The following is a 25,477-nucleotide window of genomic DNA, read 5'->3' as shown; positions in this document are numbered from 1 at the left end:
CCATAACACCTGAAATGAACCAGTTCTCGGTGTTATGAAAATCGGTCAGTTCCGGTTAAATCGGAATCGCGGAAATGCTCTTGCGGTGAAATTTGCAATCACCGAACCACATATTTTGCCAAGTTATCGTATCGCCGTCTTCAGACAGCACAAGCTGAGCTACCTTATCGTCTTTGCCCCACCAGCGTTCCGGAGCCTTCAGCGAACGCAAGGGATATGTACCGGCAGTATCGGCTTCCATGAGGCAATATTGGTAGTCCGGCAAGAGCTCAAGCGAAGTCGTCAAACAGCCGTTGCGGGCTTCGATCCGCAAAGCACCCATCGGTCCGCCTTCAAAAACGCCGGCAATGGAAGCATCAACTGGAGCCGGCTTCATATTGCGCCAAATGGATTTGCGATATTGTGATTGCCTTCCGGCCAAGGAAGAAACCGCTTGCCCATAAATTGTCGCAACCGCTTCTGCCTCACCACGATCGAGCGCCACGGCAAGATCGGCAGCTGCATTGCGGAAATCTTCAATCTCGGTGCCACTTGCATTGATGGAAATGAAGATTCCGAACCCGCTATCGGGCACCAGACGAGTGAGAGAAAGTACACCGCCAATAGCGCCGGTATGATCCACAACAGTTAAATCGTTACCGCTGCCTATGCGCCAACCGAGGCCGTAGCCAAGGAAAGTGTTCTCCGGCGTGGTTCGGGAATGAATGCGCTTTAGTTCTGCAAGCCTGGCCGCTGGCAGAACCGCGGCGCCATTTGGATGAGCGTTCAGATTGAACAACAACCACTGGGCGGCGTCATTGGGGCTTTGTGAAACCGACCCCGCTCCGATGAGGTTGGAAAGCTTGTCCAAGGCGACAGGTAGCATTGCATCGCCGTTTCGCACATGCGGTCGAGCGAAACGCGGATCGGTTTCCAGATCGGGTCGATCAGCCGATGCCGTGGTCATTCCAAGGGGCTCGAATATATATGCCGCTGACGCATCGGCAAATGTCTTGTCGCTCACCCGGTTACATACTTCGGCAGCGACGGTGAAATGGAGATTTGAATAGGAATATCGATCGCGAAAAGGGGCGATCATTGGAACACCCCCAGCGCCGTTGACCACTTCTTCAAAAGACAGGATGGAGCCGTACTCTACGGCGGTTGCCTGGCCTATGCCCGTCCGATTGGAACACAGGTCCCGCAACGTTACCTGTTCGGAAATAGCCTGGGAACCAAATGCAAATTTCGGCCATATCTCCTGGATCGGCCGATCCCAGTCCAGCTTTCCTTGTTCCGACAGGACCGCGCATAAAGTGGTCGTAAAAGCCTTTGAACAGGATGCAACGGCAAACAGACTATCCGCCGTGACGTTGCGGTCGGTGCCCGCCTCCAGAACGCCGATGCCGCCCGTATAGAGAACCTTTCCCCGGCGAACGATGGACAGTCCTATGCCGGGAATACTCAGCGGCCCGCTTTGTTCGCATAAAAACGTTAGCAGGCGATCAACGAGAGTATCATCGGAGATGCGGGTCATAGGTATCCAATCCGTTCAAAGCCGATCGAAGCTCGATCATGTTTTTAAATGGCCAGTGAAGCTGCGGCGCAGTGCAAAATCTTGGCAGTCTTGAAGCTCATCAAGCTTCCGCGGGCACTTCGCTAAGCTTGACGCCTGGAAAATGGCAAGCGGCATGATGCAGGCCGACATCCCCGGAAAGTACTGGTTCGTCGGTTCGGCAAATATCCCGTGCGCAGGGGCATCGAGTGTTGAAACGGCAGCCCTTGGGCAGGTTCATCGGGCTGGGTATTTCACCCTTCAAAAGCGGGCGGGCCCTGTTGCGCTGGTGCGGATCAGCACGCGGCACGGCGGAAATCAGGAACTGCGTATAAGGGTGCTGCGGATTGTTGAAGATTTCTTCCGTCGTACCCACTTCAACCAGACGCCCAAGAAACATGACACCGACACGGTCGGCGAATTGTCGTACGACACTCAGGTCATGCGTAATAAATAGGTATGTAAGCTGTAGTTGTTCTTGCAAGTCTCGAAGGAGATTAAGAACCTGGGCCTGGATCGAGACATCCAAGGCAGAAACAGCTTCATCGCAGACAATGAATTCCGGATTGTTGGCGAGCGCACGTGCAATACCGATGCGTTGGCGCTGCCCCCCGCTGAACTGGTGCGGATAGTGATTGATCAGATGCGGACGCAGACCGACCATATTGAGGAGCTCTTTACAACGCGTCTCAATTTGCTGGCTGGTACCGAAATTGTGCGCGCGCAACGGCTCGGCCAGAATATCCCTCACCCGCATTCGCGGGTTCAATGATGCGTAAGGGTCCTGAAACACAATCTGGATCTGTTTGCGCAGTTCGCGCATTCGTGCTTCGTCAAGCGCGTAAATATCCTGGCCTTTAAAGCTTACCGTACCGCTACTGCGCTCTAGAAGCCGCAAGATGACGCGTCCAAGAGTAGACTTGCCGCAACCGGATTCTCCGACCAGTGCGAAGGTCTCCCGCTCATAGATTTCCAGCGAAACGTCATCGACTGCGCGAACCACTTTCTCGTCAAACGAAAACAATCCCTTGCCGAGCCGGAAGTGCTTGCTCAGTTTTTCGGTGGAAATGAGAACCTTGTTCATAGAGAGGCTCCTGCTTTGTCATGCAGCCAGCAGCGTGCTTTGTGCCCATTCTCCAATAGGTTCAGATCAGGCGCCTTAAAGCTGCAAACGGACATGGCATCACTGCAACGGGGATTGAAACGGCAGCCACCAGGAAGTCTGGCCAGATTGGGCACCATACCGTTGATGCTCTTCAGACGCGTACCGTCCGGCTTCTCGTTGGCCTTCGGTATCGAGGCCAGCAGGCCACGGGTGTAAGGATGAGATGCACGATCGAAAACATCGTATACATTGGCCTGCTCGATGATCTGACCCGCATACATCACATTCACTTCGTCACACATTTCGGCGATGATGCCCAGATCATGAGTGATCATGATGATGGCAGTGCCGACGCGGTCGCGCAGTTCCATGATGAGACGCAGTATCTGCGCCTGCGTCGTGACGTCCAACGCTGTTGTCGGCTCATCAGCAATCAGCAATTTGGGTTCACAGATCAATCCCATGGCTATCATTGCCCGCTGGCGTAGGCCGCCCGATAATTCATGCGGGTAGGCATCCAGGCGGGCTTTCGCTTCGGGAATGCCAACCATCTCAAACATTTGCCGGACTTTGTCGCGAACGTCGCGTTTAGAAAAATTGCCATGAATCTGCAGCGGTTCACCCACTTGCTGCGCCATGGTTTTGACCGGGTTGAACGAAGTCATCGGCTCTTGGAAGACCATCGACATGTCGCGGCCTCGTTTCGAGCGGAGTTGATCTTTGGTGAGGGTTGTCAATTCCACGCCATCCAGCATGATACTGTCAGCGCTAACGGTCGCGGGGGGTGATGGAACCAGCCCCATCAGGGACAAAGCCGTCATGCTTTTGCCGGAGCCCGACTCTCCCACCAAGCCGACAATCCGGCCGTGCCCGACATCAAAAGATACATTGTCGAGGATGCGGACTGTTCCGCGATGTGACTTGAATTCAGTGCGCAGGTTGCGCACTCTCAATAGAGGCCTTTGATCGGTCATATCAGCCGCCTTAATCTTTCATGTAAGGATCGAGAGCGTCACGCATCCCATCGCCGATGAAGTTGAATGCCAGCACCGTGATCAAAATCGCCACGCCGGGCATGATGGCAACGAGAGGAGCAGCAAAGAGATATTCCTTTCCCTTGGCAACGAGCAGGCCCCAGCTTGCTTCAGGTGGCTGCACACCAACGCCAAGGAAACTGAGACTCGATTCCCACATGATCGCTTCAGGAATGCTGAGCGAGAACAGAACGATCAGCGTAGGCACTACGTTGGGAAACAGATGCCGGAACATGATCGTTGTCTTCTTCGATCCGTTGGCGCGAGCGGCCTCGATAAACTCCTTTTCTTTCAATGCCAGCGTCTGTGAACGTACAACCCGGGCTACACTTGCCCAGCCGACCAGGCTGAGAGCTATGAAGATGTTGAACAAATTCGCGCCAAGTGTGTACATCACCACCATTGCCAGCAATAGCGACGGAAAGGCGATCATCATGTCGGCAAGGCGCATGATCGTAAAATCGATCCGTCCGCCATAATAGCCGCTGACGATGCCCATGATGGCGCCGATTATCAACGATATGAAGCTCGGAACGATGCCGACCACAAGCGAAATGCGCGCACCGTAAAGTATGCGTGTTAAAACGTCCCGTCCAAAATTATCAGTGCCGAGCCAGTGTGTGAGCGATGGTGACAGGAATTGCTCGTTCATATCGACGCGATATGGATCATGAGGACTTATATAAGGTGCAAATACTGCCGTCAGCACCAGAACGACGATAATAATCAAGCCCGTCATTGCCATTCGATTGCGACGAAATATTCGAACTGTGTCGCGCAGAAAGCTGGCGCTCTCCGTTTCTTCGACATAGGCGTCGTTTGCCTGAGCGAGTTCGGTCATTTCGCCCCTCCCTTCATCTGATGGCGAATACGGGGGTCAAGAATGGAATAAAGTATGTCAGCAACCAGATTGCCGATCAGTACCAGTACAGTGGCAAACAGAACCGACCCCTGAAGTAGAGGCATATCGCGCGCCTGAATTGCGTTAACTGATATGCGGCCAATACCCGGAATGCCGAAAATCGCTTCCGTAATGACTGCGCCAGACAACAGTCCGGCAACTTGGATTGCCATGATTGTCACAACGGGAATAAGAGCATTTTTAACGGCATGGCGAAGGATGACGAAAATCTCGCGCAGGCCCTTTGCGCGCGCTGTTCTCACATAGTCGTTTCGCATGACTTCCAGCAGGCTTGACCGCGTCAAACGCGCGATAACGCCTGCCGAACTCCAGCCCAGCACAATCGCTGGCAGAATGACATATTTGAAGCCGTAAAAGCCCGATACCGGAAGCCATTTTAACTGCATGGCAAAAATATACTGCAACAGGAGCGCGGACCAGAAAACCGGCATCGAAACGCCCAGCAGCGAGAAACCCATGAAAAAATGATCGAGCGCTGAATCGCGCTTTACGGCTGACAGGATGCCGACCGGAATGCCAATCATCCATGATACGAGGGCCGCACAGGCCGCCAGATAAAGCGTGTTGGGAAACGCTTGAAGGATCAGAGTCGTGACATCGCGATTGAGCTTTATGGAAACACCCAGGTCGCCTTGAACCGCAGCGAACAGAAACCTGAAGTAACGAGTGATCAGTGGATCATCAAGATGCATCTGAGCTCGCACGCGCTCTATAACTTCAGCGCTGGCATGCTCTTTCATCAGCAAGGCGATTGGATCGCCTGGAATGATATTCATCATGATGAAGAGCAGTACGGTCACACCGATCAAGACGGGAATGGAGACCGCAATACGCTTAATCAGAAAGGTCAGCATTGCGTGGAGGCTTTCATCTGTATGGCTAAGATAACGCCGCACGAGCATTATCTTCGGCTGACATGAATTGACGAGCTGGAGCTGGCTCATCAATTCATGCTGGGATGGAGCTGTAAGAATGGAAGTATGACCGAGGAGTAGGCATGACTCCTCGGCCAGTATGATTAGTCTTCAACTTCCATCTTATAGTAGCTCATGCTTGTCCATCCGTTCCATGGGACCACAAAATTCTTCACCCGCGGCTGTACGACAAACAGATGGTTGAGACTATACATTGGAACCCACGCAGCATCCGTCTGGACAATACGCTCGGCGAGCTTTGCATACAGTTCGCAGCGCTCGTCGGGGTTGGTCATGCTCCGGGCTTTTTCGATGCCGTCGAAAACTTCCTGATCTTCGTTGTTGAAACCACGCACCGAAGTGCCGGTCTTGCTAAAGAAGGTGTAGAAGAAGTTATCCGGATCATTGAAATCGGCAGACCAGACCTGGGAATAATTGTTGATGGTGCCGCCTTTACGCATGGCGAAATAGGCCGATTCATCAACGACTTTGATTTCAGTGTTAAAACCGGCTTCTTTCAATTGCGCCTGAACGAGCTGATTCAGGTCAACCCACTTTGACGACCAGCTGCTCACTTGAGAAAAGGCAATGTCCACCCCGTCTGGATAACCTGCTTCGGCCAGCAGTTCCTTGGCCTTTTTGGGGTTATATTCAATCGGCGTGGCCGGCTTGTAACAGGTGAGACCGCTTGGAAGAACACCATTCTCGAGCTGTCCTTCACCATAGAACATCTTGTCTAGTATTTCCTGACGGTTAATACCCATCTGGAAAGCTTTTCTCACCCGCACATCGTCAAAGGGCTTAATCTTCTGGTTGATGTGGTAATAATCCAAGCCGGCAATCGGACCCTTTCGAATCTGGTCCTTCCATTTTTCGTTCTTCATAAAATATGGAACTTGCGTGATAGCTGAGTCCGTATCGAAAACGTCTATCTCGCCAGATTCGAACAACATACGCATGGTTTCCGCGTCGGGAACAACACGGATGAGAACGCCATCCAACTTGGAACGGCCTTTGAAATAATTCTCATTGGCTTCCATCATCTGGCTGTCGTTCAGATTATACTCTTTCAAAATGAACGGGCCGGTACCGTTAACAGTCTCAGGCGACAGACCATATTTGTCACCGAGTGGCTCGGTAAATTTGCGATTATAGATTGATGCCTGTGGACTGGCGAGCAGTGCAATGAAAGCCGAATAAGGTTGGACCAGAACAATCTTGACCGTATATTTATCAACAGCCTGCAAACCTGAGACGGACTGCGCTGAGCCATCAAGCCGTTCTTTCGCCCCTTCAACGAAGTCCAGGATATCGGTGTTCAACGCTTTGGTTGCAGGATTCAGCATGCGGTCATAGGTGAACACGACATCGTCGGCTGTCAGTTCCTCGCCGTTATGGAACATAACGCCTTTGCGCAAATGCAAAGTGTAGGTTTTTCCGTCTTCAGAGACTTCCCAGCTTTCCGCAAGCGATGGAACGATTTTCGACTGCCCAGGAGCTACCGTTTCTGCTTCCACCAGCCGGTCATATACATTCAGCGGAATTGTATAGTCATTCGTCGTCATCTGGACGTCTATGGTCCGAGGATCGTCAGAATTCGCCAAACGTAGTATCTGATCAGCGAGTGCTGGTGACATCAAAGTCAAATTGACCAATCCGGTGGCCACTAGCAATCTAGCTCTTGTAAGCATTCTATCCCCTTTTATACATTCAATCCGAATATTCGGTTGTGTTTTGTTTTTCAGGCTTTGTGGTTCATTTCCAATGTAGACTTAAATATATTGGAAAAAATAATCATAATATCTAATAATATTTGAGTTTATGCAATTCTCCTGCGTCAAATTTACTTCATTTGCAATTGAAGGCGCGACGTCGCCGACCGAAGATAGATCGATGGCCACAAATTGGAGCAACCCTTGCATCTCCTTGAGAGCACATGGCGTTGAATACAGCTGCCCTGTGCTCCGATTTACGTAGCCAAGTATCGCTAATCACTGGTCGCAACTCTCATTTCCCCATTTTTAGTGAAAGCATGCGGTAGGTGGGTACAAATGTAAAATCCCAAATGGGTATGGTGTTATTCAAACCTGATATGAATCTACTAACTAAGAGACGGCCTATCTCCAAGAAAGATATGTTAGAAACAGCAGTGGATGGTTAGCCTTAAGCATTCTGTTCTCAGGCTCAGCGGACCCCGTTAAATTACAGAGTATCCGCGAGCCGTTCGAGCATGAATGAGGGAGTTCAATCCCTGAGGAAAAACTCTTCGCGCTCGATAAGGGTTCAATATGAAGCATGACGATTGGCGTTCCCACTGTGGGAAGTCGCGCCTGATATCGGCTGGCGCTGCAAGTCTTACATTGCGTTGATTGGCAACCTTATGAAACAGCCGGCGGAGTACAGCCCGCTTGGCAGGCTGAGGGTAGCAGCGCCGCCAAGCTTGCACTTAAGATTGGCGCACGTAATGCGTTGGACTGATCTGGTTCATTGGTAGATGAATTGGCACAAAATCCGGCGCCCTTACGGCACTCGGAATTTCATCCGACATAGGTTCGCGGCCGATTGGACGCCGTGCGGGGTCGGCAACAGGAACGGTCGAAAGCAGCTTCTTGGTATACGGGTGCTGAGGATTGTTAAAGACCGAGCGGCGATCTCCGATTTCCACGATCTCGCCCAGATACATGACTGCAACACGATGTGCGATGCGTTCGACGACAGCCATATCATGGCTGATAAACAAGATTGCGATACCGATATCCCGTTGAAGGTCCATCAGCAGATTGATGACTTGCGCCTGAATTGTCACGTCAAGTGAAGCAACGGCTTCGTCCGCGATGATCAGGCGCGGATTGAGCGCCAGTGCGCGAGCAATACAGATACGCTGGCGCTGACCACCGGAAAAGGCGTGCGGGTAGCGGTCAAGGTGGTCAGCCGGGAGGTTGACCCTGGCGAGCAGATCAACAGCCCGTTCCCGCAGTTGTTTTGTTCGTCCTGCCCGATGGACACGCATCGGATCAATCAAGGCCTGTTCTATAGTCATGCGCGGGTTGAGCGATGAGAAGGGATCCTGAAATACCATCTGTGCTTCGCGACGAAATCGTGTGAGCGCCGCTCTGGATGCGCCGATGAGTTCGGTTCCATCATACCGGATCGAACCGGACTGCGGTTTGTCCAGTTGCATGATGCTCCGTGCCACCGTGGACTTGCCGCAACCGGATTCGCCCACCAGCGCCAAGGTTTCGCCGGGGAAGATATCAAAGGAAACACTCTCGACCGCATGGACACGGCCGGTAGTACGTCCCAAAAGGCCGCCCTTGAGCTCAAAGCGTGTAATGAGGTTACGAACTTCAACAAGAGGAGCTTTAGCAATATTTTGCATGGCAGCATCATTCATTGCGCCACCTCCGTCAGAACCACATCTGGCTCGTAAACAAGGAGAGGAAATTTTTCAGGTCCGTCCTTATCTGCCATGCTGCCAAGCCGCGGGACAGCCGAGATCAATGCTTGTGTATACCGATGCCGCGGGTTGTTGAATATCTCGTCGACAGGTCCGGTCTCAACTATCTCCCCCTTGAGCATCACACACACGCGATCCGCGATTTCTGCAACAACGCCCATGTCGTGGGTGATGAACAGAACTGCCATACCGATTTCCCGTTGCAGCGCTCGCACCAGATCCAGTATTTGAGCCTGGATAGTAACGTCCAGCGCCGTCGTGGGCTCGTCGAGGATCATCAACGACGGCCGACATGCCAGAGCCATCGCGATCATCACCCGTTGGCGCATACCGCCAGAAAGTTGATGCGGATATTGGTCCAGCCGCCGCTCGGCATCGGGCACACGGACAAGTTTTAGAACATTTAGCGCTATCTGCCTTGCATCATTTGGCGTTTTTTTCTGATGCCTGATAACGGCTTCCGCAATCTGATCCCCGACGGTGAAGACGGGGTTCAGGCTAGACATAGGATCCTGAAAAACGATTGAGAGTTCAAAGCCGCGCAGCCCCTCGACACGCCTTTCGGAAAGTTTTACCAGATCTGCAATCGAACCGTCCTTCAGCCGCATCAGGATTTGGCCATCAGTAATCCTCGCACCATCAAATTCAGTCAGGCGCATTACCGTCATCGCCGTCACGGATTTCCCCGAGCCGGATTCTCCCACCAGCGCTAGGGTTTCTCCATGCCCGATCTGAAACGATACTTTGCGCACGGCGCGCACGGGCTTTGCAGCGTTCGGGGCGAAACACACTTCGAGATTTTCAACAGACAGGATGATGTTGTCGGGAAGGGCTAAACTACTTGTCGATATCCTGGTCAAACTGGTTCCCCTTGCGATTGGCCCGCTTTTTGGGAACATCTAATGCTTTGTCCAAAGCTCGTGTCAACATACCGTCTTCGTAACAAATGGCTTCCCGCGGGGACAAACAGCTGGCGGGAAGAGACCAACCATGACTATTCAATCAAAAAATCCGGCCGAGAGTGCTTCTGAAAAAGGTTATGCAAACTTTGCATTACCCTCTCTGTTTTCGCATGGACACTCTCAGCGCAGCTTAAGTGCGGGATCGATAAGGCTGCGCGGGCGGCTTTGGTTTTCTGCGAGATATTTCCAGAATGCCTCTGCATCCCGGTCTTTCGCGCCAGCGCGCCGGAAGATTCGAATTTCTATCTCCAAGGACATTTGCTGGCCGCCGATTTGAGTCAATTCGTTCTGGCTGATCGATTTCTGCACACATATCTGGGGCAACCACGCGATCCCTTGACCGGCGATAGCCATTTGTTTGAGGCCCTCCGCAAGCGAGGATTGATACACGGTGCTGAGGTTGAGCGGACGTCGCCAGCGCGACTGGATGAGAGAAATGAGCTTTCCCAGATAGCCGTCATTCCATGAATAGGAAAGGTAAGGAATTCTTTCGCCCTCAACCGTGTCCAGATCGTAAAGAGGTTTGCCTGCTGCATCAGTTCCCGAGACGAGGATGAGACGATCTTTTCCAATCTGCAAAGATTCGAACGGCCCCGCTTCGAGAACGGGTGGCCCATCAGGGTGGTCATAAGTAATCGCGAAGTTACATTTTCCAGAAGACAGGTGTTCAATACATTCGAGAAAATCACCCGTGTGCATACTGCAGCGAACAGGGGAACTCGGAAATCCGGAACCGCTGATCCAGTTCGGGAAGAAGTAGATCGCCAGTGTGTGCAGGGCGGCGAATGTAAGAAGCTGCGAATTGGCGCCCGCAACATTGTGGCAATCGGTGCGAAGACGGTACATGTCTCTAACGAGTTCCTGACAGCGCGGTACGAACATGTTACCAGCACTTGTCAAATGCACCGGATAGGTACTTCGATCAAGAAGATCTGCACCAACCCATGACTCCAGCGACCTGATGCGCCGACTGAACGCTGGCTGCGAAATATTTCGCGATGCAGCAGCCGTGGAGAAATTCCGCGTCGCAACAATTTCCAGGAAGTCCTCGAGCCAAGCTAGCTCCATAACGACCTCATGCGTTATTTGCATAATTCATTCTAACTACGCATTGGACACTGATGCAAGTGTGCTCCTAGCTTAAATTTAAAAGAAGACTGCAAGACCAAATAGGGGAACATATCCATGAAACGTGCTTTGGCTCTGGCCCTTTCCTGTGGCCTTGGCCTGGCGGTGGCGCCTGCTGTCGCGCAGACCAAGAATCCAGGAACATTTGTCTTTCTGTGGACTGACGATATTCAGTCCTTCGACCCGGCCTATATCGCGAATACACCCAGTTCCTACGGCGTACTGAACGTCTATAGTCGCCTTCTCAATTACAACGGTTCACAGATTTCGGAATTTGTGCCCTCCCTTTCCAGCGAGGTGCCGACGCTGGAAAACGGACTTATAAAACAGGGCAGTGACGGATCGATCAGCTATACGTTTCCCATCCGCAAGGACGTTCACGCTCACAAAGTAGGGATTAAGGGTAGCGACGGTAAGATAACCTGGCAAAACTACGACGGTTTGGCGGGTGACCAGAAGGCGAAGATCGAACCTGGATATGGCCAGATCACACCTGAAGACGTGCGATACTCGCTGTTGCGGGCTATTCTCATGGGTCAATCATGGATGTCGAACGCCATCACCGAGGTGGTAACGGCCGGAAAATATCCGGATGTCACGAAATGGGTCGAGACCGAGGCAAATGTCAAGGATATCAAAGACGCCGATCCTCAAGCCCTCCGCAAGGTCTATGACCAGCTTGCATCACAAATTACCGTCGAAGGGGACAATGTCGTCCTGAAACTTCCGAAATCTTTCCCGGCTACGCTCGGTGTTCTGGCTCTCCCTTTCGGTGCTTCCATTGTTGACAAGGAATGGGTTGCTTCGGTCGGCGGGTGGGATGGCAATGGTGATACGTGGATAAAATATTATCGTCCCGAGCTTGGCGACGATCCGTTGTTTGCCCAGGAAAACGGTACCGGGCCTTTCATGCTCGAAGAATGGGATCGTACTGATCGCCGCATCACTCTCAAGCGGTTCGATAATTACTTCATGGGACCAGCAAAGCTCGAGCGCGTGGTCATGCGCACGGTGCCGGAATGGACGACACGGCGCCTGCAGCTCCTCTCAGGGGACGCCGATTTTGTTACGGCTCCGGTCGAATTTCTCGATGAACTAAGCAAGACCGAGGGTGTCAAGGTTGTTGACGGACTACCTAAGGTTTTCAGTCGCGGACTTTATTTTGCGTGGCCTTTGGATGACGCCGACAACCCCGCGCTCGGCAGCGGCAAGCTTGACGGAAACGGTATTCCGCCGGATTTCTTCGCCGACATTGATGTGCGCAAAGGTTTCAACTACGCACAGAACTATGATGCGCTTATCAAACAGGTTCTTCTGAACAAGACCGTTCAGTCGCGTGGCCCGACCGTGCGCGGCATCATGGGCTATCGTGACGATTCTCCTATCTATAGCTACGATCCGAAGAAGGCCGCAGAACATTTCAAGAAGGCTTTCGGCGGCAAGCTCTGGGAAACAGGCTTTACCTTCACGGCCTATGTACAGGAAGGCACGCCGCAGGGTACAGCCGCATTGTCTGCACTGCAGCAGGGTTTGCAGCGCATCAATCCCAAGTTCAAGATGAAGATCCAGTCGCTGCCTTGGGCATCGATTTCGGACAAGCTCAATAATCGCGAAAAGCCGGCGTCTCCGCTGACCTATATGGGCTGGGGCCCAGACTATTCCGATCCAGGCGGTCCGCTCGGTGCAGCAACTTACTATCTTTCACCCACAGGTCTCGTTGGCGGCATGCTCGGCGATGGTTATCGGGGGCTGATGGCCGAAAAATTCAAACCCTTGCTGGACGAGGCTTGGGCTTCCTCTGACCCTGCCGTTCGCGAACCAATCTATGCAAAACTGCAGACGATGTCTCACGACTACGCAACCACCCAGTTCCTCTGGGAAGATTTCGGCTACATCGTTACCCGGAGTAATATCGACGGTTACGTACATAACATGATCCTCTACGGTGCCTGGGATTTTTACCCGGTGACCAAGGCTGACTGAGCCTTGCTGAAACGTGCCGGGCGATACGATCGCCCGGCTCTTTTCCCCAACTCCAAGCGAAACGGATTCTGGTGTGCTGAATTACGCTTTGAGGCGGTTGCTGACGCTTCCCGTCGTCCTTTTTGCCTTGTCATTGATGCTCTTCGCGCTGCAGATGTCGCTATCGCCAACACAACGGCTGGCGGCTTACGCTCCTTCGCCTGACTTTCTCAAAGGGGGACAGGAGAGCATCCGGCGCATGATCGAACAATACGGGCTTAACGATCCCTTCCACGTTCAATACGGCAGATGGATCGGTAATATCATGACCGGCAATCTCGGTTGGTCCGAGACTGCACGTCAACCTGTATCCCATGCGCTGACGTCTCTCTTGCCTGCAACACTGGAGCTGGTTCTACTGGCCTTCATTCCAAGTTTTCTGCTTGCGATCTATCTGGGCTCGCGTGCGGGCATTTATCTCAACAAATGGCCGGATCACCTTATCCGTATATTCACCATTCTGGGGTGGTCGTTTCCTGTCTACGTCTTTGGACTGTTGATGCTGCTGATTTTTTATTCCGCGCTTGACTGGTTTCCGCCGGGAAGGCTCAGCCAATGGGCGCAAGCGACTGTCATGTCCCCGGATTTCACCAGATATACCGGCGCCAATACCATTGATGCGATCCTCAATGGCAATCTTCAGATATTCTGGGATTCCCTTCGCCACCTTGCAGCCCCTGTCATTACGTTGACCTATGTCAATCTCGCCAGCATGACCCGTGTGATGCGAACCTCGATGCTGGAGACCCTCCGTCAGGATTATGTGCGTACTGCACGAGCCAAGGGTATGCCTAAACGCGTTGTGGAACTGCGCCATGCCCGCCGCAATGCGCTTCTACCCGTTACCACAATTGCTGGCATGGAGCTGGCGACGATGATGGGCGGCGTCGTTATCACGGAAACCATCTTCGATTATGCCGGGCTTGGTCAGTTCGCCGCCAAGTCTGCCGCCAATCTGGATTTTCCGGCAATTCTCGGCTTCAGCCTCTATTTCGCGATCGTGCTTGTACTAATGAACCTGATCGTTGACCTGATTTATCCGTTACTCGATCCAAGGGTGAAGACACGATGAAATTGCTGCGATATCTGCTGCGTAATCCTGTCTCGCTCATTGGAGTCCTGATTTTGCTGGCCTTTGTGCTGGTGGCAATATTCGCGCCGGTACTGGCGCCGCCGCAGGAATTCCAGATGTCGGTCTATGACACGCCGCGAGCCGGCTTTCTGGCGACACCGCAACCGCCCTCCGCAGAAGCGATCTTCGGGACCACGGAAGGTCAGTATGACATCTATTATGCAGTCATATGGGGCACCCGTACGGCCTTCAAGATCGGCCTCGGTGTGGTCGCCATTTCCGTGTTAATCGGAACATTGATCGGTTCTGTCGCCGCCTATTATGGCGGTACAGTCGATGAGATTCTGATGCGCATTGTCGACGTATTCATGGCTGTTCCATTCCTGATTGCAGCCATGGTCCTGACCGCCCTTCTTGGAAAGGGCATCGGTCCGATTACGATCGCGCTGACAACTTTTGGCTGGATGGGTTACGCCCGCGTCATCCGCAGCGAAATCCTGCGTATTCGTGAGATGGATTATGTCCATGCCGCCCGAAGCTATGGAGCCGGAGATCTTCGTCTTATTGCGTTGCACATTCTGCCCAACGCCTTTTTTCCTGTCCTTGTTCTGGCCACCATGGCGACGGGGTCAATGGTACTTTCGGCTTCAGCGCTCAGTTTCCTTGGTGTCGGCACTGAGGAAGGCTATGCAGACTGGGGGCAATTCATCGCCTATTCGCGAAACTGGATCGTGGGTCAGCCGGGAAACCCTTTCCAATACTGGTACACGCTGGTCTTTCCCGGCGCTGCAATCTTTCTCTTTGTTTTGTCATGGAACCTTGTCGGCGACGCGCTGCGAGATGTTCTTGATCCTCGCCACTCAAGCTGAACCTCGGGAGTATTGTTGTGTCCAAGCTTTCAAATCAATCAATTGAACTCTTCGAAAGCCTTATCCGCCATGAGGTGGAAGACAAGACCATACCTTCAATTTCCTATGCACTTGTTGATCGGGACGGATTGCTGGCGGAAGGACATATTCAGCATCCAGATCGACATTTCGAGATGAATGCTCGAACATGTTTCCGTATCGGTTCGATTACCAAAACCTTCACTTCGGTCGCGATTATGCAATTGGTCGAGAAGGGCCTTTTAGACCTCGACGTGGATGTTTCTGAATATCTTCCAGGTTTTCAGCCTATCAATCCGTTCGTCGGTCGTGAAAGTGGGCCTTTCGGCTCCCGTATCAGCCTTCGCAAGTTGATGAGTCATACCGCCGGTATCGTCCGGGAACCCAAAAGCGGCCATTATCTTGACGCCCATCGCCCTCCGCTTGCAGATACAGTGGCCGAGCTTGCAACTTCAACACTCAAACAGGACCCCAGCGCTGGAACCATGCATTATTCCAACGCCGGAATTGCGGTAGTTGGACTGGTTATCGAGAAGGTAACACGCAAGAGCTATGCAGACTATATAACTGACAATATCCTCAAGCCTCTCGGTATGTATGACACCTCCTCGGGTATGGCAGACGGTATTCGAGAACGTCTCGCGCCTGCTGAGATGTGGACTCTAGACGGGGATAGCCCCGCGCCGGTCTTCAGCCTCGGTGGTTCTCCTGCTGGAAACATTTTCTCAACTAACCATGACATGGCAAGCTACGCGAGATGTCTTCTGCGCGGTGGTTTTACGCCCAATGGTCATTCCGTTATCAGCCCTGCTTCGTTGCGGGAGATGTGGACGCCGATTGGAAGGCGACCAACCGGCCACGACCGAACCCAGAACGGCTATGGACTGTGTTTTGGTGTTGGCGACATGGATGGCTGGACTTCAGTTGGACATGGCGGAGCGGTTTATGGTTATGCATCCCAGATGACCTTGCTCCCCCGTGCTGGATTTGGCGTTCTTATCTTTGCCACACTGGATTTTGCCAATCAGATTGCCTCGCGCCTGGCTGGCGATGGTTTGCGTATTGCATTGTCGGAAAATGGTATGGGCAAGCGCCCGCACGGCGTCCAGGTGCCGCCCGCTATAACTGACGAGCAGTTTGCCACCCTTCCAGGCCTTTATCGTCAGGTTGAAAGTGGTGAAGTTATCGAGGTAAAGGAAAAGGCAGGCAAACTCTATCTCATGGGAGAGGGTGTGCCTCTGCAAATTCGTCCGAAGTCCAAGAACCATTTTGTCATTGACGGTCGCATCTACGGTCGTGGAGCGGATTATCCTCATATGGATGTCTCGTTTCCCGAAGCCGGCAAACTCGATTGGAAAGGTCAGGAGTGGCTGAAAGCCGATAGCCTTCCTACAGAGCAAGTTCCAACGGAAATAGCCTCTCATCTGGGCAGATACGGGCCAGACTTTAACATCACATACCTGACTTATAGCCACGGCCAACTCAAATGCCTCATCGAGTATTTCTGCACCCACACTTGCGAGCCTGTCGACGGCAACCGGTTCCGCATGCGCGGATTGCTTTATGAAGAAGAGATACTGGAACTGGGCGCAACTGACGAGGCTGGGCGAACAGGTATTCGGGTCGGACCGATGTTTCTGGAACGTCGGGAAGCCGGAAAGGCCGCCTGAAAGAGGGCTCGCGGCCGGCCAAGTTAGTCTCAGAATATTAACGCACCTTCGGGCGCACGTATGCGGATAAGGAGCGAAGTCATGAAAATATTCATAAGCGCGGATATCGAGGGTACGGCTGGCATCACCAACTGGGACGAGGCGCGAAAAGGGCATGCTGACTACGAAGAGTTTCGCGAATACATGACAGACGAACTGGTCGCCGCCTGCGAGGGTGCACGGGCAGCAGGTGCGAAGGAGATCGTGGTAAAAGATGCGCACTCAACTGCGCGTAATCTGATCCTCTCGAAACTTCCCGACTATGTTCGCATCGTCCGGGGCTGGAGCGGGCACCCCGACGCCATGATGTTTGGTATTGACCGCAGTTTCAGTGCGGCGCTGTACACCGGTTATCACAACAAGGCGGGCACCGATACCAATCCGCTAGCTCACACGTTGACTGGCACTGTTTCGCGAATGCTGATCAACGGCGAAGTTGCTTCTGAATTCACGCTGAACGCCCTCTGTGCGGCACGCTATGGCGTACCTTCGACGTTTCTTTCGGGGGATTCGGGAATGTGTAGCGAAGCGCATGAATTCGTGTCTGGTATTCGCACGGTCGCCACCAGCGAAGGACATGGCCCCGCAACCTCCTCTTTGTCACCGCAGGCTGCCGTTAAAGCAATTCGTGACGGCGTTGAGCGGTCGTTATCGCGCGACCTGTCCAAATGCCCTCCAAAACTCGCAAACACGTTCGAGCTCATTGTGGAATACACAAACCCAATCGAAGCCTATCGAGGCAGTTGGTATCCGGGGATCGAACATCCGGCCCCCCGCACACTGCTTTTCAGAGCTAATGACTTTTTCGATATTCAGCGTGCAATTCGATTTGTCGTCTGATTATGCTGAAATTTTGCAACTGTGTCTGAGTTGGGCTTTGATGCGTCGATTTATTGAGGTTTGTGTTTGAGATTGTAACGAGCGTCGCACATGGTCTTGACTGTAAAGAAGTATGGTACTCGCAATCGAGCGCCATAATTCGATCTATCAGGACCAACAGGAAAGGCGAACGACACAATGACTGCCACATTGCGTGATCTTGCCCGCTGAAAAATGCCAAGCTGAAGCGTTTCGCTGCGATTTTACGAGAGGCCCACTAAAACTCATTATACCAGATTGAGGCTTTTCATCACTTTGCGCAGGGTTGAAACGCTTTGATAGCCCGCTTCCACGCTCGCCATGGCCAATGGAACACCTTCGGCCTGACGACGCATGACATGGGAAGCACGCAGGCGCTGACGCCATTCAATAAAGCTCATCCCAGTTTCCTGGCGAAACTTGCGCGTCATCGTCCGGCGGCTCATGCCCACCTCTTCAGCCCAGTCATCAATGGTAAGGTCCAGACCCGGATTTCCAAGAAGATTCCGGCACAGCTTTCGGAGCTGTTTTTCTGTCGGAAGCGGTACCGTCAAAGGCTGCCTGCCCGCGCAGCGGATTTCGTCCAGAATGAGAGCGGAAAGATGCCTCCCACGTCCGTTTTCGTCATAAAGCAGGGGCTCCTTGGCAAGCGCCTGTATGCTGGCGTCGAGCAAGGCGGAAACTTTGAGGACCCGCGTCTCCTCCCATAAGTCGCGTGAAATGTTCTCTTCAACATAGACCGAATACATTTCCGTTTCGCCGAACGTTTCCACCGCATGCGGCAGATCTGGTCTCAATAACACCGCATAACCGCTTGGAAGCATGAACGCGCCCTCTTCGGTCAGCGCCGTCATGTAACCGGTATTCCCGTAGAGCAATTGACCGCGCTGATGACTATGCCAGCCAAAATTCATGCCGGTTTTATATTCACGCCGCATGACAGCCAGAGGCCGCGGTAAATTCTGATAGTCGATGGCGTGTTTCGGTCGCATGCAGATTTCCGTTTGGCCCAAATTGACTGAAATTGTCATATTTAACGGAAATTGCAGAATTTTGACCCAATTGCAACGGAGTTTGGCCTGACTCCATCAAGGTTGCTGAAATATATTCAGCTGCGTAACGCGTTCATTGATACGCACAAATTAGAATTATTCTGAAATTCGAGTTTGCGCAACGCCAAAATCATCGCATAGCCCGCAGCCATGATCAGCCAGCGGGAGAAAGTGCCGTCGGCTGGCCGGCGGCAAGGAGAGTCGAATTGAATACGAGTGGTGCTGCGCGCAAACAGGGCACAAAGAACCCACGCAGGACGAGCGTCAAGTCTCTGCTGGAAACCGTAATTTTGGGTGGTGCGGCTTCCATCGCAATCGCATCGCCATCCGCAGCGCAGGAGACCGGAATCCTCAAGCTCGACACGATCGAGATACAGACGTCGGATGGGAAAGGCCCGCGTGCTCCTGTGGAAGGTTATATTGCCGAGCATAGCCGTGCCGCAACCAAAAGTGACGTGCCGATCCGGGAAGTTCCCCAGTCTATTTCGGTTGTGACCCGTGACAACATGAACGACCGCGCGGTGCAGTCGGTCAGCGAAGCGATGCTCTATAGCGCCAATGTGAACGCACAGCGTTATGGTGCCGATGTTCGTTCGGACTATTTTACGGTGCGCGGCTTTCCAGCCGATCTTTATCTGGATGGCCTGCGCATTCCCCAGATTGCCAGCCAATCTGGCGGCTATTCCGGCTTCGTCGTCGAACCTTATTCTCTGGAAAGCGTGGAAATCCTGCGCGGCCCGAGTTCCGCCCTGTTCGGTCAGAGCAATGTGGGCGGCATCGTCAATATGGTCAGCAAGCAGCCGCAGGCCGAAGCTTCGCGCGAGATTTATCTGCGCGGCGGAAGCTTTGAACGTAAGGAATTCGGTGCCGATATTACAGGGCCTATCAACAACGACCCGCGCTTCACCTATCGTCTGAACGGAATTTTCCGCGATAGCAACACATCCTATGATCTGGGCAAGAATGATCGTATTGCGATCAATCCCAGTTTCGCCTGGCGGCCGGATGCCGATACCAGCCTCGTGGTTTCCGGCGGCTATCTGAAGGACGATATGGGACAGGCCGGCGTCATAATCCCGGCCTATGGCAGCGTGTTGCCAAACCCGACTGGACAGACGATCTCACGCGAGTTTTCCGATGGAGATCCGCGCAATGCGATCTACAAGAAAGAGATCGGTTATGCGGGCTACGATTTCGAGCACCGTTTCAACGACACGTTCACTCTGCGCCAGAATTTTCGCTACTCGCATATGAAGACGGATTATCGCAATCTGTTTACCGGCGTCATCCCGACAAAGGGCTGGGACGGGCATACGATTCCCCGCACCAACTATCTGGCCCAGCCCGAACTGGATGCGATTGCCTTCGATACGCAACTGGAGTCGCGTTTCGATACGGGACCGGTGGCTCATACGCTTCTTGTGGGCTTCGATCAGCAATGGCAACGTCTCGACAATTATACTGCCTCGGCAAGCGGCCCCACGCAGGATCTTTTCAACCCGACCTATGGCCAGCCTCTAGCCGAGCTGTCGCCGACAACGCGGCTTTTGCAGAAGCAGTACCAGACCGGCATTTATGTTCAGGACCAGATCGAAGCCGGCAAGCTGCGTGTCACGCTGGGCGGCCGCAAGGATTTCGTCAGCATCCGTTCCGAACAGACCGCACTCGCATCAGGGAAGACGACGGATTACGAACAGGATCCAGACAAGTTCACAGGCCGCGTGGGGGTGGCTTACCTGTTCGATTCAGGCCTCGTTCCATATGCCTTGTACTCGACTTCGTTCCTCCCGACATTGACACTCGCCGATACGCCGCTCAAACCTACTACCGGCACCTTGAAGGAAGTGGGCGTGAAATATGCACCGGAGGGAGAGGATTACACCGTCACGCTTTCGGCTTTCGAGGCTGAGCAGCAGAATGTCGTGAACCGCATCTCCGGCGTTTATTATCAGACTGACGAAGTGCGGGTTCGCGGGATCGAGCTTGAAGGAACTGCACGTCTCTGGGACAGGCTGAACCTCACCGCTGCATTGAGCTTCCAGGACCCCGAAGTCAGCGAAAGCCAGAATCCTGACCAGATCGGCAAATTGCCTTATACCGTGCCGAAGAACCAGCAATCCGTGTTCCTGAGCTACGACATGCCGTTGCCGGGCAATATCGAAGGCAACCTTGTCGTCGGTGGGGGTGTGCGTCGCATCGGAAAGACGGCGGGCGACACGCTCAACACCTTCTATGTGCCGTCCTATACACTGGTGGATGCGTTTCTGCGTTACGACATCGGCAGCTATCGTTTGCAGGTCAATGCTTTCAATCTAGGCGACAAGAAATATGTGGCCGGCTGCAATTCCACCAGCCAGTGCTATTATGGTCAGGGTCGTTCCATCGTCGCGACGACGAGCGTTCGATGGTAACAGTTTTTTCGCGGCGTGATATTCTTGTAGGGGCGGCCTTGGCTGCCCTTACATCTGTTGCCCGCGCAGAGTCCTCGACAATTGTAACGCTGGAATGGGCGGCAACTGAAACTCTTCTTTCGCTCGGCATTGTCCCTGTCGGGGTTGCCGATCTGGCTGGGTATCGCCAGTGGGTGAACATTGGGAACGATAAGCTTTCCAGTGCGGTCGATGTCGGCGGGCGTCAGCAGCCGAGCCTTGAGGCCTTGATGCGTCTCAAGCCCGATCTCATTGTCACATCCGCATTGCGCCATGGCGCCATTGCAGCTCGACTGACCGAAATTTCGCCAACCTTGCTGCTCGACGAAGGTTCCGAAAAGTCCGACTTCTACGACAACATCAAAGCCGGGCTTCTGGCTTCGGGCAAAGCGGTGGGGCGAGAGCCGGAAGCACGTGAGGAATGGGTCTCTTTTGAAGAGCGTCTTTCCTCAGCGCGGGCGAAGCGCTTGCCACAGGAAGCCAGGATTGTCATTGCACAGCCATTGCCGGGCGTCGCCCGTCTGCGCATCTTTACATCCAATTCCGCCGCGATGACGACGCTGTCAAAAGCCGGATTTTTCACGGCTGTCGATCTTGGCAGCCAGTCCTTCGGTTTCACCACGCTGGGGCTGGAAGATCTCGCCGTGCTCGATGCCGACACGCATCTCTGTCTTCTTGGCGATGAGCCTCCGCGGGAACTGACGGAAAGCGCCCTTTGGCCGGTCCTGCCAATGGTCGCGAGCAATCAGGTGCACGCAATAGGTCCCGATATCTGGCCCTTCGGTTCCACACGGTCGATGTTGCGTCTGCTGGACCGCGTGGAAAGCGTGCTCCCCGCCTGACCCAAACGCGATGAGCATTATTCTACGCAAAACCATTCTTGCGGGAAATGGTCCGGCATTCCGGGCCGGATACAAGCAGAAGTTATCGCGATTGACGGCGCATCAGCAGAATGAATAACGGCGCTCCGATGAACGCGGTGACAATTCCTGCGGGAATTTCCTGCGGCGCTATCAGGGTTCTTCCAAAGATATCCGCGAAGGCGGTGAGGATTGCTCCGATAAGCGCCGTAACAGGCACGAGCTGGCGATAGCGGGCGCCGCTGCACAACCGCGCGGCATGCGGAGCGATCAATCCCACGAAGCCTATTGCGCCAACCGTCGCCACAGCACCCGCCACCGCGAGCGAGGCCAAAAGCATCGTCCATATCCGGGCGGACATTGTGTTGAGACCGATGGATTCCGCTTCGTCCCGCCCCATTGCCAGAATATCGAACCACCTTGCGAGTGTCATCATCAAGGGGATGAGGACGAGCCAGGGAGCAAGTGCTGTGACATCCTGCCAGTTGCGGCCATGCGTGGACCCCGCCAGCCAGGAAAGCGCCTCGGCGACCTGCAATTTGGCTTCAATGACGATGATTGTGCTGACCGCCGCGAGACTGGCGGCAACCGCCATGCCGGTCAGCGCGGTGCGCTCGGGCGACATCCGGATCGAAAGAAGCGAAATGCACAGGACGACCAGACCTGCGCCGAGCAAGGCGAGAAGCGCGAATAACGGACTGCCGGGCACGACCCCGATCAAAAGTCCGGCAAGACCGGCAAGCGCAGCCCCTTGCGACAGGCCCAAGGTTTCCGGACCCGAAAGCGGATTGCGAGTGCCGAGTTGAAGCAGCAAGCCAGCGCATGCAAGCAACGCTCCCGCCCCCATGGCGATCAACACGCGCGGCATGCGCAGGGCATAGACGGTATTCCAATCGGTTTGCCAACCGGCCACTCCGTCACCGAAGAGCAGGCCGAGCAGGAAAGCCGCCACTATCAATCCAACGAGAATGGGATAGAGCACTGTTTTCCGCTGAAACAGAACCTTTTGCGAAACGACGTTTGCGCGCGTGCGCGCCTCTCCTTTGATCCTGCGAAGAACCAGAATCAGGACGGGGGCAGCGAAACAGGCGGCGAAAACTCCAGCAGGGATGATCGTGCCATGGCTGCTCAACAGCTGTGCCGCAACATCGGCAGCGAGAAGTGCGACTGCCCCCAAAAGCGCGGCTGCCGGCAAAAGAAGACCGTGTTTGTGAAAACCAATTGCCCGCAGGAAATTCGGGACGGCGAGGCCAATAAAGCCGATCGGTCCCGCGATGGAAACCGCTGCGCCGGAAAGGACGACCGTAGCCAGCAAACCGATGATGGCCGGCGCTTTCCCCAGTCCGAGACCCGAGGCCATGTCATTACCGAGCGCCATGACATCGAATTGTCGCCCCAGGAGGGCAAGCAGCAATATTCCGGCCAGTATTGCTGGCGCCAGCGAAGCAACCCTGGTCCAGCCGGATTGCTCCAGAAGACCGGAAGACCACAAAAGAATGCCCGATGCCCGATCGTCAGCCATAAGCACAATCGCTGATGAAAGAGCCGAGAAGGCGAGGGAGATTGCTACCCCTGCAAGCGCAAGCCGAACCGGCTGCGCACGCAATCCGCCCCCCACCAGAAGACAGAGACCTCCGCCGATGGCTCCGCCGAGGATCGTTGCGAGAAAGCTCGGAAAAGCGAATGGAAGCAATAGACTGGCAATAATGAGGGCCAGTTGGGCACCGCTGGTGACAGCCAGTATGTCGGGTGCGGCCAACGGGTTGCGCAGCACCGTCTGCATGATCACGCCCGCGGCTGCAAGGGCGGCACCGACAAGAACAGCGGCAAGAGCCCGGGGCAGGCGGATGGTTTCAATGATGATCTGCGCCAGCGACTGGGGCCGCGACGGCGCCTGCAAAACGTCGGACAGCGTGACGTTACCACTGCCGACAAGGAGTTCGGCGATAATCAGCCCCAGCAGTAGCACTGACGCCAGTAAAAACAGGCCGAACACATGGGTTCGGGGCTTGGCAGCTTCCGCGACGGCGTCCCGTGACCTCATCTCGCGGCCTGATTTTGATCATCGACAATCCAGCGCGGCAGACAGAAGGAGATCGGCAGCACAGGGTGGGCGATAACGTCCATGTCGAACTCAAAGGCTTCCTTGAGATGCTGTCTCGTCAGGACGCTTTGCGGGTCGCCGGAAGCCATAAGCCGCCCCTTGCGCATTAGAATGACATCGTCAGCCAGCTCAATTACCTGATTGAGATCGTGGAGTACGGCTATGATGGTGAGGTTACGCTCTCGGTTGAGCTTTTTCAGAAGAGTAAGAAGCTCGGACTGATGCCGTATATCGAGAAAGTTCGTCGGCTCATCAAGGAAGAGTACGGAAGGGTTCTGCGCAAGAGCAAGCGCAACCCAGGCCCGTTGCCGTTCGCCGCCCGACAAGGAAGCGACCTGCCGGTGCCGAAGATTTTCCAGTCCGACCTGTGTAATCGATTGTGCGATGATGGCCCGGTCCGCCAGCCCCAGACGGGAGAGCAATCCCCGATGAGGATGGCGACCATTTTCAACGAGTTCCTCGACAGTAAGGCCTGCCGGAACTTCAGGCATCTGCCCCAGTACGGCGACCTTTCTGGCAAGTTGGTTGCGGCGCATGCCGCTGATGTTCCGTCCCTCGAAAAGCACGGTGCCCTGCGAGGCTTTTTGCAGGCGGGCCATGCAACGCAACAATGTGCTTTTGCCGGAACCGTTGGCGCCGCATATCGCAGTTATACGACCGGCGCTGACAGAGACATTAACGGATGTCAGCGCAGGCGAACCGTCATAGTCGACGGATAAATCGTTGACTTGAATGACTGCCGGCTTCGTCTCCATTCTCGAATTCTGTTCCGGCAAGGTTCACGCGGCTTTCATTGAAACTAGGACGATCTGAAATAATAATAATTCCGGGCTGAGGCAAGCGACTTCGCAGCTCTACTGCACCCAAAAACAAAGTCGCTTTGAGGCTACTGGAACTTTTGTGACGGAGCCTTTCATTTGCCAGCCTCTCTCGAGGAGATGGTTTATTGGCTGATAAATTTACGGAAGCGTTCCGACTTTGAGTTGGCGAAGACGTCTTCGGGCTTTCCGTCTTCTTCCACCAGGCCCTGATGGAAAAACACGACGCGGTTGGAGACGTCGCGGGCAAAGCCCATTTCATGGGTCACGACCAGCATGGTGCGGCCCTCTTCGGCAAGGCCGCGCATGACGCGCAGCACTTCACCGACCAGTTCCGGATCAAGGGCTGAGGTCGGCTCATCGAACAGCATGACCTTCGGCTTCATCGCCAGTCCGCGCGCAATCGCCGCGCGCTGCTGCTGTCCGCCCGAAAGGTGCGCCGGATAGAAGTCACGCTTGTCGGCAATGCCGACCTTCGCCAGCAACGCCTCTGCTTCCGCCACGCATTCCGCGCGCGGACGCCCCTGCACATAGATCGGCGCTTCGATGATGTTTTCCAGAATGGTCTTGTGCGACCACAGATTGAAGCTCTGGAACACCATGCCCAGTT

Annotated in this window: 18 protein-coding genes and 1 pseudogene; 7 read left to right on the top strand and 12 right to left on the bottom strand. The window is 54.0% G+C overall.

Annotated features, from left to right (window positions below; all coding sequences use genetic code 11):
• Nucleotides 1-55 precede the first annotated feature (55 nt).
• The 8 genes and pseudogenes from ACS5UA_RS09345 to ACS5UA_RS09310 form a co-directional block, all read right to left on the bottom strand.
• Nucleotides 56-1,516 carry a serine hydrolase domain-containing protein gene (locus tag ACS5UA_RS09345; protein WP_025091896.1) on the bottom strand — a complete coding sequence of 487 codons (1,461 nt, stop codon included), beginning with the start codon at nucleotides 1,514-1,516 and terminating at the stop codon, nucleotides 56-58.
• A 100-nt stretch (nucleotides 1,517-1,616) separates the two neighbouring features.
• Nucleotides 1,617-2,618, bottom strand: a complete 1,002-nt coding sequence (locus tag ACS5UA_RS09340) for an ABC transporter ATP-binding protein (protein WP_006470757.1) — start codon at nucleotides 2,616-2,618, stop codon at nucleotides 1,617-1,619.
• Nucleotides 2,615-3,613, bottom strand: a complete 999-nt coding sequence (locus tag ACS5UA_RS09335; protein ID WP_025091897.1) for an ABC transporter ATP-binding protein — start codon at nucleotides 3,611-3,613, stop codon at nucleotides 2,615-2,617. Before ACS5UA_RS09335 ends, ACS5UA_RS09340 begins: the two co-directional genes overlap by 4 nt.
• Before the next feature lie 10 nt (nucleotides 3,614-3,623).
• Complete coding sequence (locus tag ACS5UA_RS09330) at nucleotides 3,624-4,514, bottom strand: ABC transporter permease (protein ID WP_006469628.1); 891 nt, start codon at nucleotides 4,512-4,514, stop codon at nucleotides 3,624-3,626.
• A complete protein-coding gene (locus ACS5UA_RS09325) occupies nucleotides 4,511-5,539 on the bottom strand; it encodes an ABC transporter permease (protein WP_235694457.1) in 1,029 nt (342 codons plus the stop codon). Before ACS5UA_RS09325 ends, ACS5UA_RS09330 begins: the two co-directional genes overlap by 4 nt.
• Before the next feature lie 74 nt (nucleotides 5,540-5,613).
• Nucleotides 5,614-7,074 carry an ABC transporter substrate-binding protein gene (locus ACS5UA_RS09320; protein WP_235694458.1) on the bottom strand — a complete coding sequence of 487 codons (1,461 nt, stop codon included), beginning with the start codon at nucleotides 7,072-7,074 and terminating at the stop codon, nucleotides 5,614-5,616.
• A gap of 881 nt (nucleotides 7,075-7,955) precedes the next feature.
• Nucleotides 7,956-9,865 (bottom strand): annotated as a pseudogene (locus ACS5UA_RS09315) (ABC transporter ATP-binding protein).
• Between the two features lie 183 nt (nucleotides 9,866-10,048).
• Nucleotides 10,049-10,996 (bottom strand): LysR substrate-binding domain-containing protein, encoded by a 948-nt coding sequence (locus ACS5UA_RS09310; protein ID WP_025091900.1) that lies wholly within the window; start codon nucleotides 10,994-10,996, stop codon nucleotides 10,049-10,051.
• A gap of 117 nt (nucleotides 10,997-11,113) precedes the next feature.
• On the opposite strand from ACS5UA_RS09310, the gene ACS5UA_RS09305 reads away from it, so the two are divergent.
• The 5 genes from ACS5UA_RS09305 to ACS5UA_RS09285 all read left to right on the top strand — a co-directional run bounded on the left by ACS5UA_RS09305 (nucleotide 11,114) and on the right by ACS5UA_RS09285 (nucleotide 17,586).
• Complete coding sequence (locus ACS5UA_RS09305; RefSeq protein ID WP_025091901.1) at nucleotides 11,114-13,039, top strand: ABC transporter substrate-binding protein; 1,926 nt, start codon at nucleotides 11,114-11,116, stop codon at nucleotides 13,037-13,039.
• Between the two features lie 238 nt (nucleotides 13,040-13,277).
• Nucleotides 13,278-14,150, top strand: coding sequence for an ABC transporter permease (locus ACS5UA_RS09300; protein ID WP_006470751.1), 873 nt, complete (start codon nucleotides 13,278-13,280; stop codon nucleotides 14,148-14,150).
• Nucleotides 14,147-15,019 (top strand): ABC transporter permease, encoded by an 873-nt coding sequence (locus ACS5UA_RS09295; RefSeq protein ID WP_021588343.1) that lies wholly within the window; start codon nucleotides 14,147-14,149, stop codon nucleotides 15,017-15,019. The genes ACS5UA_RS09300 and ACS5UA_RS09295 overlap by 4 nt, the downstream gene beginning before the upstream one ends.
• A gap of 17 nt (nucleotides 15,020-15,036) precedes the next feature.
• Nucleotides 15,037-16,707 carry a serine hydrolase domain-containing protein gene (locus tag ACS5UA_RS09290; protein ID WP_112701752.1) on the top strand — a complete coding sequence of 557 codons (1,671 nt, stop codon included), beginning with the start codon at nucleotides 15,037-15,039 and terminating at the stop codon, nucleotides 16,705-16,707.
• 81 nt (nucleotides 16,708-16,788) lie between these two features.
• Complete coding sequence (locus ACS5UA_RS09285; RefSeq protein WP_443101275.1) at nucleotides 16,789-17,586, top strand: M55 family metallopeptidase; 798 nt, start codon at nucleotides 16,789-16,791, stop codon at nucleotides 17,584-17,586.
• 266 nt (nucleotides 17,587-17,852) lie between these two features.
• Here the strand turns inward: ACS5UA_RS09285 and ACS5UA_RS09280 are convergent, their stop codons facing one another.
• Nucleotides 17,853-18,596 (bottom strand): AraC family transcriptional regulator, encoded by a 744-nt coding sequence (locus ACS5UA_RS09280; protein WP_021588346.1) that lies wholly within the window; start codon nucleotides 18,594-18,596, stop codon nucleotides 17,853-17,855.
• A gap of 266 nt (nucleotides 18,597-18,862) precedes the next feature.
• On the opposite strand from ACS5UA_RS09280, the gene ACS5UA_RS09275 reads away from it, so the two are divergent.
• Both ACS5UA_RS09275 and ACS5UA_RS09270 read left to right on the top strand, forming a co-directional pair.
• Nucleotides 18,863-21,067, top strand: a complete 2,205-nt coding sequence (locus ACS5UA_RS09275; protein WP_112701751.1) for a TonB-dependent siderophore receptor — start codon at nucleotides 18,863-18,865, stop codon at nucleotides 21,065-21,067.
• Entirely contained in the window at nucleotides 21,061-21,927 is an 867-nt protein-coding gene (locus ACS5UA_RS09270) for an iron-siderophore ABC transporter substrate-binding protein (protein WP_241084684.1), read from the top strand. The genes ACS5UA_RS09275 and ACS5UA_RS09270 overlap by 7 nt, the downstream gene beginning before the upstream one ends.
• 82 nt (nucleotides 21,928-22,009) lie before the next feature.
• On the opposite strand, the gene ACS5UA_RS09265 is transcribed toward ACS5UA_RS09270, so the two are convergent.
• The 3 genes from ACS5UA_RS09265 to ACS5UA_RS09255 form a co-directional block, all read right to left on the bottom strand.
• Nucleotides 22,010-23,989, bottom strand: a complete 1,980-nt coding sequence (locus ACS5UA_RS09265; RefSeq protein ID WP_273772854.1) for an iron ABC transporter permease — start codon at nucleotides 23,987-23,989, stop codon at nucleotides 22,010-22,012.
• Nucleotides 23,986-24,804 (bottom strand): ABC transporter ATP-binding protein, encoded by an 819-nt coding sequence (locus ACS5UA_RS09260; RefSeq protein ID WP_112701748.1) that lies wholly within the window; start codon nucleotides 24,802-24,804, stop codon nucleotides 23,986-23,988. The genes ACS5UA_RS09265 and ACS5UA_RS09260 overlap by 4 nt, the downstream gene beginning before the upstream one ends.
• Before the next feature lie 188 nt (nucleotides 24,805-24,992).
• Nucleotides 24,993-25,477, bottom strand: a 485-nt coding sequence (locus tag ACS5UA_RS09255; RefSeq protein WP_443101274.1) for an ATP-binding cassette domain-containing protein, incomplete at its 5' end; no start/stop codon positions are given.

The sequence above is a fragment of the Brucella sp. RRSP16 genome, assembly GCF_052246815.1.
GTDB classification, from domain to species: Bacteria; Pseudomonadota; Alphaproteobacteria; order Rhizobiales; family Rhizobiaceae; genus Brucella; species Brucella intermedia.
This window is presented reverse-complemented; position numbering and strand designations above follow the sequence as displayed.

Excerpts from the sequence above, each read along its gene's own strand:
- ACS5UA_RS09345 (WP_025091896.1), bottom strand. The coding sequence starts at position 1,516 with ATGACCCGCATCTCCGATGATACTCTCGTTGATCGCCTGCTAACGTTT.
- ACS5UA_RS09340 (WP_006470757.1), bottom strand. The coding sequence starts at position 2,618 with ATGAACAAGGTTCTCATTTCCACCGAAAAACTGAGCAAGCACTTCCGG.
- ACS5UA_RS09335 (WP_025091897.1), bottom strand. The coding sequence starts at position 3,613 with ATGACCGATCAAAGGCCTCTATTGAGAGTGCGCAACCTGCGCACTGAA.
- ACS5UA_RS09330 (WP_006469628.1), bottom strand. The coding sequence starts at position 4,514 with ATGACCGAACTCGCTCAGGCAAACGACGCCTATGTCGAAGAAACGGAG.
- ACS5UA_RS09325 (WP_235694457.1), bottom strand. The coding sequence starts at position 5,539 with ATGAGCCAGCTCCAGCTCGTCAATTCATGTCAGCCGAAGATAATGCTC.
- ACS5UA_RS09320 (WP_235694458.1), bottom strand. The coding sequence starts at position 7,074 with ATGACGACGAATGACTATACAATTCCGCTGAATGTATATGACCGGCTG.
- ACS5UA_RS09310 (WP_025091900.1), bottom strand. The coding sequence starts at position 10,996 with ATGGAGCTAGCTTGGCTCGAGGACTTCCTGGAAATTGTTGCGACGCGG.
- ACS5UA_RS09305 (WP_025091901.1), top strand. The coding sequence starts at position 11,114 with ATGAAACGTGCTTTGGCTCTGGCCCTTTCCTGTGGCCTTGGCCTGGCG.
- ACS5UA_RS09300 (WP_006470751.1), top strand. The coding sequence starts at position 13,278 with ATGATCGAACAATACGGGCTTAACGATCCCTTCCACGTTCAATACGGC.
- ACS5UA_RS09295 (WP_021588343.1), top strand. The coding sequence starts at position 14,147 with ATGAAATTGCTGCGATATCTGCTGCGTAATCCTGTCTCGCTCATTGGA.
- ACS5UA_RS09285 (WP_443101275.1), top strand. The coding sequence starts at position 16,789 with ATGAAAATATTCATAAGCGCGGATATCGAGGGTACGGCTGGCATCACC.
- ACS5UA_RS09280 (WP_021588346.1), bottom strand. The coding sequence starts at position 18,596 with ATGCGACCGAAACACGCCATCGACTATCAGAATTTACCGCGGCCTCTG.
- ACS5UA_RS09270 (WP_241084684.1), top strand. The coding sequence starts at position 21,061 with ATGGTAACAGTTTTTTCGCGGCGTGATATTCTTGTAGGGGCGGCCTTG.
- ACS5UA_RS09265 (WP_273772854.1), bottom strand. The coding sequence starts at position 23,989 with ATGAGGTCACGGGACGCCGTCGCGGAAGCTGCCAAGCCCCGAACCCAT.
- ACS5UA_RS09260 (WP_112701748.1), bottom strand. The coding sequence starts at position 24,804 with ATGGAGACGAAGCCGGCAGTCATTCAAGTCAACGATTTATCCGTCGAC.